At 52.6% G+C, this 6773-nt stretch carries 6 protein-coding genes; 2 read left to right on the plus strand and 4 right to left on the minus strand.

Going from position 1 to position 6773, the window contains the following annotated elements; genetic code table 11:
- Positions 1–197 precede the first annotated feature (197 nt).
- From ABYK60_RS13005 to ABYK60_RS13015, 3 genes are all read right to left on the minus strand, one after another.
- Positions 198–956: a DUF2063 domain-containing protein gene (locus ABYK60_RS13005; protein ID WP_372872452.1), complete on the minus strand. Its 759-nt coding sequence runs from the start codon at positions 954–956 to the stop codon at positions 198–200.
- Entirely contained in the window at positions 953–1789 is an 837-nt protein-coding gene (locus ABYK60_RS13010) for a DUF692 domain-containing protein (RefSeq protein ID WP_372872453.1), read from the minus strand. The genes ABYK60_RS13005 and ABYK60_RS13010 overlap by 4 nt, the downstream gene beginning before the upstream one ends.
- A 62-nt stretch (positions 1790–1851) precedes the next feature.
- Complete coding sequence (locus tag ABYK60_RS13015; protein ID WP_372872454.1) at positions 1852–2373, minus strand: hypothetical protein; 522 nt, start codon at positions 2371–2373, stop codon at positions 1852–1854.
- Between the two features lie 331 nt (positions 2374–2704).
- On the opposite strand from ABYK60_RS13015, the gene dusC reads away from it, so the two are divergent.
- Both dusC and ABYK60_RS13025 read left to right on the plus strand, forming a co-directional pair.
- On the plus strand, positions 2705–3652 hold the full coding sequence (dusC, locus tag ABYK60_RS13020; protein ID WP_372872455.1) for a tRNA dihydrouridine(16) synthase DusC: 948 nt from the start codon (positions 2705–2707) through the stop codon (positions 3650–3652).
- A 178-nt stretch (positions 3653–3830) separates the two neighbouring features.
- Positions 3831–4184 carry a TraR/DksA family transcriptional regulator gene (locus tag ABYK60_RS13025; RefSeq protein WP_372872456.1) on the plus strand — a complete coding sequence of 118 codons (354 nt, stop codon included), beginning with the start codon at positions 3831–3833 and terminating at the stop codon, positions 4182–4184.
- A gap of 62 nt (positions 4185–4246) precedes the next feature.
- Here ABYK60_RS13025 and ABYK60_RS13030 read toward each other — a convergent pair.
- Positions 4247–6773 (minus strand): TonB-dependent receptor (locus ABYK60_RS13030; RefSeq protein WP_372872457.1); only part of this gene is annotated, 2527 nt, incomplete at its 5' end.

A 6773-nucleotide genomic window follows, 5' to 3' on the forward strand; every position in this document is an offset into this window, starting at 1 on the left:
AAGACAGGCTGGCAGGCAGGGTTGGCACCAGAAGAACCAACAAGAAACCAATCAGATACAAAGCGTTAAAGGGTTCTTTGAAATTAGCGTCCATGTGGACTCCTCTATAATGTACAACCATCAGGTGTGACCGGGGTCACAAAACGGCCGCCATTCTAGCGGTTTGAACAAGCCTATAAAACCAAGTAAAAGTAGGGTTATTGCAACTTTTTCACGACAACCCCACGCGCCGCCATTTGACCAAGCAAACTGGCAAGACCGTCGCGAATAACCGCCACTTCATAGCCGCTGTAGAGCGCCTGAAGACGCTGTGCGAGCTGCTCAAAATCGAGTCCGGGTTCAGCATCCAGAATTGCCAGTACCTGAGCGCTCAGCGGATTGAGCTTAAGGAAGGTTACCTCATCTTCAGAGTCACGAAACAGACAGAAAAACTGCGCCGATGCTGCCGGCACCTCCGAACGATAATCGGCAGATATTTTTTCGACCTCAAAATGGTATTGAGCCACACGCGCATGGGAAGCCAGGGCAAGGGAGGCTCTCTTCCAGATCCCGGTGTCAGATTCCAGCCTCGTAAAGGCAATACGATCATCGCTATCCATTGCTGTGGCCACCACTAGCTCTAGCCACTCGTAATGAGCCAGTTCGAGCATAAATACAGGGTCGCATTCAGTAGAATAACGCTGCTGAAGAAACGTCAAAAACTCAGCGGCAATACCGACAAATAAAGGGTTTTGGCAATCGTGGTGGATAAAAAACTCCCGTACCAGCGCCTGCCAGTCATCACTCCGGTACAGACTTTTCAATACCGGAAAGGCATTGGCAACAAAGCCACTGACATTATTGAAAAAAAGCTCGCGGTATACCGCCATGCGCACCTCGGGCACACCTTGGGGGCAAGGCAGCGCAGGATCACGAATGGCCGCAATAAAATCGTCCTGAGTGGCTTTAAAACTCATACGGCCCTCCGGCAGGCGGCAACGGCCAGCGCCTGATAATCTCGGATGCGGCGGATTTCCTGCAGCAGCACTTCAGTAGGGGGAATATTAAAGTCCCGCTCCAGCAGTGTCGGCAGTGCGCCATGAATGGCGTAACAATCTGCAAGCAACTGCCACACAGGGTCGACAATATCGGCGCCATGGGTGTCGACAATCAAATCCGGCGCCTCTACATAATGGCCGGCCACATGCAGATAACGAATGCGCTCGGTGGGCATGGCAGCGAGATATTCTTTGGCATCGTAATTGTGATTAATGGAATTGACGTAAATATTGTTTACATCCAGAAGCAGTTGGCAATCAGCTTCCTCCAGCACCGCCAATACAAATTCCTGTTCGGTCATCTCGGCGCCGGGCGCTGCGTAGAAAGAGACATTTTCCAGGATCAGCGGCCGCTCAATAATGTCTTCAACCTGTTTTACCCGGCTTGCTATGTGCCCCACAGCCTCCTGAGTAAAAGGCATAGGCATCAGATCGTACATATGCCCTGCGCCGGAGCAATAACTTAAATGCTCTGAGTAAACCTCAATGCCATGAAAATCCAAAAAAGCTTTAACGCCCTTCACGAACTCCACATCCAAAGGTGAACTGCTGCCAATGGATAATGACAAGCCATGACAGAAAAACGCATGACGCTCAGTCAGGTTACGGAACTGCTTTCCGTACCTGCCCCCAAACGCCATCCAGTTTTCCGGCGCTACTTCAAAAAAATCTATCTCTGCCGGTACCTGTTGACAGAATTCATCCAACATTTCGCGGCGAAGGCCAAGACCCGCCAGGGAAGGGACTGCCATGTTTATTATTCCTGCTAAGATGCGAACATTGGCGGGCCCCGAAGGTCCCGCCACACAAGTGATTAATGGTTACCACCGCACTTGCCTTCACCACACTTGCCTTCTTTCTTGGCTTTAGCGTCGCCTTTTTTCATGTCTTCGCCACACTTTCCTTCGCCACATTTACCTTCTTTGGCTTTTTCGTGGCCTTTCTTCATACCTTCACCACATTTGCCTTCGCCACACTTACCTTCTTTGGCTTTCTCGGCAGTTTCGTGGCCTTTCTTCATACCTTCACCGCATTTGCCTTCACCACACTTGCCTTCTTTGGCTTTCTCGGCAGTTTCGTGGCCTTTTTTCATGCCCTCGCCACATTTGCCTTCGCCACACTTACCTTCTTTGGCTTTCTCGGCTGTTTCGTGGCCTTTTTTCATGCCTTCTCCACATTTGCCTTCACCACACTTACCTTCATCACCAATCAACTGGTAACCAGCGTGCATTTCATTAAAGCCAAATGGATTGGCTTGGGCTTCAGCAGCAAAGGCGGCGCCAACAACAACGCTTCCCAGTGCGACAGCTGCGGCAGTTTTCTTAAATGTATTCATGTGCATATTCCTTCTTGGTGTACTGACAATGTTCTCGGCCGCCCTTTGCTGCCGACTTGGCTAAGTAGACCTTGGGCGACTCTTTTTTATTTCACTCATTTGCTTCTGCACGTAGAAATCACGTTAAAAACGTGCAAGGCAATGCAACTAAACTAGTCATTTTTGTCTGTATCATCAAGTTCTTGTATAGGTATCTTCTGGTTAGAGCGCCACGCGAAAGAACACGCACTTGATATAAAAAAACCAACAGGTTAATACCCCTGCTTGGTTCCCGGGTGGCCACAGGGTAAAATGCAGCCCCCGAAAACACTCGATAATTGGAACCACCCGCTTGCGCATTGTTCTGGCCCCGATGGAAGGCGTACTCGACCATCTGATGAGAGAATTGCTCTCTTCAATCAACCCCTATGACCTCTTGGTCACCGAATTCGTGCGCGTGGTGGATCAGCTGCTGCCTGAAAAGGTCTACTACCGGCTGTGCCCTGAACTTAAAAACGATGGCCTAACCAAAAACGGCACCCCGGTGCGGGTGCAGATCCTCGGTCAGGAACCTGGCTGGATGGCGGAGAATGCCCTGCGGGCAGTAACCCTGGGCTCCCGTGGCGTGGACGCAAACTTTGGCTGCCCGGCTAAAATGGTCAACCGCAGCAAGGGCGGTGCAGTACTGCTGCAATACCCCGAGCTTATCCACGATATCGTTAAAGCCATGCGTGAAGCGGTGCCAAGCGAGCAACCGGTTACCGCCAAAATCCGTCTGGGCTACGAAGATAAAAGCCTGTTTATGGAAAACGCGCTGGCGGTCTATGAAGCCGGTGCCACCGAGCTTGCCATTCACGCCCGCAGCAAGGTCGATGGCTACAAGCCGCCGGCTTATTGGGAGTACATTACCGAAGTGCGCAAGCGCCTGCCAATCCCTGTAATAGCCAATGGCGAGATCTGGAGCCGGGACGATGCCGAGCGCTGTATGCAAGTGACCGGCTGCGACAGCATTATGATAGGTCGCGGCGCTCTGTCGCTGCCGAATCTTGCCGCCAGCATCAAAGGCGATGCGCCTTTTGATTGGCAACGGACACTGGATTTGATGATCCATTATTCTGAACTGGAGATAGATGGACAAAAAGCCACTTATTATCCTGCACGCATCAAGCAATGGTTCAGCTACTTAAGTCGCCAATACCCCGAGGCAGACACCCTGTTTCGCGAAATTCGTATTCACAAAACAACAGATGCCATTCTTGCCGGTCTGAAAGATGCAGCTGAGGCACTGAACAAGCTTTGAAGTAAACAGTGCTCGTCCCATTGCCTTTCACCAATCTTTGATCCAAAAGGGGATTAGGCATGACTCACGGAAAAAATCGAACACTGTTTTGATCTTTGTCATAGTCGCCAGCTACAGGCCAACTAGACTGAAATCCGATCAAAAGTTTAACAGAGCCTTACGAAAACAGGGGATCCCCGTGACGACACCGAGCACCAGACAAGCTTTAGTTCAGCTTGAAGCAAAACTCAGGGAAGAGATTGCGGCACTCCCCTTCCCAGGCATAAGCCAAAGAGCGGTCAACCAATCTCTGAGTGAATTAATTGACTCTCTGACCGCCCAACATCTCTCAGATGAGCCTATTTACGACCAACTGACACGTCTCGACGCCGCACTGTGCCAGTTGGACTTGGGGTTATACGGCCTGTGTGCCGACTGCGAAGCGGAAATTGAAGCCGACAGGTTGGCTGAGGATCCCACAGTGCAGCGTTGCCGGGCCTGTGATGAGCACTATCGTCATGAGCACAGACATGAGCTCAGACTTAATCACTGATAGCTGCACTAGCTTAAAAAAAAGCCTCCCGATGGGAGGCTTTTGATTTCAGGCGAACGGGATTAGAACTTCTGGTTCAGACGCAGATAGAAGGTGCGACCCAGTACATCGTACAGACCCACGTTGGCATCGCGGTAGTCTGCATAGGTGTAATAGTTTGGCGCCTGCTCATCAAACAGGTTGTTTACGCCCAGGGTGATGGAGCCATTCCAGGCGTGCTGGTAACCCACCTGCACGTTGTGACGGAAGTAAGCGGAGTAATCCTTGTAGTAGTCCTCACCGCTCAGGTCACGCCAGTACTGGGCATCCTGTGCACCAATATAGACAGTGGTCCAGGCGGCGCTGAAATCTTCATGCTTCCAGCTGGCGGTAAAGTTACCGCGCCAGTCAGGAGTATCAGTCAGGCCAGCGTAGTCAATCATTTCTGACTCAGCGTTGTCCTGCTTCTTGAAGTCCAGCACGTGGGACATTTCCAGCTTGAAGTTAAAATCACCGACATTGGTTGGCAGGTTGTAAGCGGTCACGAAGTCCAGACCTGAGGTCTCAACGGTGGCCAGGTTACGCACGCCGGCTTCCATGTATTCAATCTTGCCATCGGCACCACGGTGGATGTATGGCGAGCTGCCGTTACGGATTTCTTCACGCAGCAGGTCATCCACACTGACTGACTCAATCTTGTTGTCGTAAGTGATGGCGTAGTAAGACAGTTCCACGTTCCAGTCGTCGGTGACGTTCCACACCGCGCCCAGGGTCAACGAGTTACCTTCTTCGGCTTCGAGGTCTGGGTTACCACCGTACCAGGTCTTGTGCTGGTTGGCAGTGCGGCAGTAGTTCTCGTCAGTGTTCCCCGGCGCGTTACACCAGAGGGTATCCAGCGCCGACTCGAAACTCAGCGACTGAGACGAGAACATCTCGCTCATGTTGGGGGCACGGAAAGAATCACCGTAGCTGGCACGCAGCAGCAGGGTGTCTACCGGGCGCCAGCTGATCCCAAACTTGGGCACCACGGCATCGAAGGTAGAGCTGTTAACCACGGCACCGGTAGCGCCGGTCAGGCTGCCTTCCTGCTCGTAACGCTCGTAACGCAGGGCGGCAGAGATTTCGACATCGGCGGGCAGGCCCATCTGGAATTCAACATAACCGGCGGTACGGTCACGGGTGGCATCCACATCATCACCACCTGAGCCACCGGAGATGATACCGGCCGCAGACTCAGGATCTGAGGTCTGCTTGAACTTGATCATCTCGTATTCAGCACCGGTCACCATCGCCAGAGTCAGGGTATCGCTATCCACCAGGGTGGTAGAGAACAGGCCATCAATCTGGGTGCTTTCAAACTTGCCCTGATACACACCAGTGTGAGCCGCCGCTCTGTAGAGCGCGGTCATCTGGTTTTCCCAGTCGGCATAGCTCATGCCAGAGGTGTTGAAAATATCGTACTCACCTGAGTCGATTTCACGCTGAATGATGGAATCGTTGATGAGGTTGTAGTTGAACGAATTGGTCTTCGAGGTGGAGTGCTGAACATTCACTTCCCAATCGATACCATTGCCCACATCGGCATAGCCCACCAGACCACCGAGCACATCGAAGCTGTCGGTTTCGGTCAGGGTGTCACGCTCACCAATCTGCACCGAGCGCATGTACAGCGTCATATCGGCACCGGTTGGGTTGTAAGGATTATCGGCGCCCATCACCGGATAGTTGGTCGACACAGGCGTAGCGGCATAACGGGTGTGGGTTTCGGCCAAAGAGGCACTGGCGCGGCCGCGGAAGCTTAAGTTTTCGCTGAGTTCATAGTTGAAGTTCGACAGCAGCGAGTTGCGGGTCTGGTCGCCAAACAGCTTGGTCACTTCACCATAGCTGTAGAAGCAGCGGCCATTGTTGCTGCCATCGGTACCGTCAACCACGTTCTCGGTGCCTTCACAGAGGGCGGAGTTGCTGTAGAAGGCATAAATGGGCTTGCCTTTATCGTCCAGCTTGCCGGTGTTGTAGTAACCGTTGGGCACAGAGCTGAAGCTGGAGTAAGCACCGTAGGATGGGTCATCCAGGTTCCAAACGTCGCGGTCAAATACTGCCTTGGTATCGTAATACTCGTAAGTCAGGGTGATGTTTCCGCGATCGGAGTTAAAGCCGGTGGCAATGGCCAGACGGTTGGCATCGCCGCCTTCAACCTGAGGCATTTCCAGGTTGTAATCCAGCTCTACCCCTTCAAATTCTTTCTTGGTGATGATGTTGATTACACCGGCTACCGCATCGGAGCCATACACAGCTGAGGCACCGTCTCGCAGAATTTCAATGCGCTCAACAATGGCCATGGGGATCTGCGAGGTGTCAGCCACAGCACCGGAGCTTGAACTGGTGCCCGGCATACGGCGACCATCCAGCAGCACCAGAGTGGCAGAAGAGCCCAGACCACGCAGGTTTACACTGCTGGTGGAGCTGGCGCCGGAGCCATAACCTGAAATACCACGCCAGGAACCAAAGCTGTTGATGGCAGAGTTGTTCAGCACGTCAGCCACGGTTTTCTCACCGCTCATCTTAATGGCGGCAGCGTCGATAACGGTGACCGGGGATACGGTTTCCATA

The sequence above is a fragment of the Shewanella sp. genome, from assembly GCF_041630135.1.
Lineage (GTDB): Bacteria > Pseudomonadota > Gammaproteobacteria > Enterobacterales > Shewanellaceae > Shewanella.

Coding starts and splice junctions, on each gene's coding strand:
- ABYK60_RS13010 (WP_372872453.1), bottom strand. CDS start 1,789: ATGGCAGTCCCTTCCCTGGCGGGTCTTGGCCTTCGCCGCGAAATGTTG.
- ABYK60_RS13005 (WP_372872452.1), bottom strand. CDS start 956: ATGAGTTTTAAAGCCACTCAGGACGATTTTATTGCGGCCATTCGTGAT.
- ABYK60_RS13015 (WP_372872454.1), bottom strand. CDS start 2,373: ATGAATACATTTAAGAAAACTGCCGCAGCTGTCGCACTGGGAAGCGTT.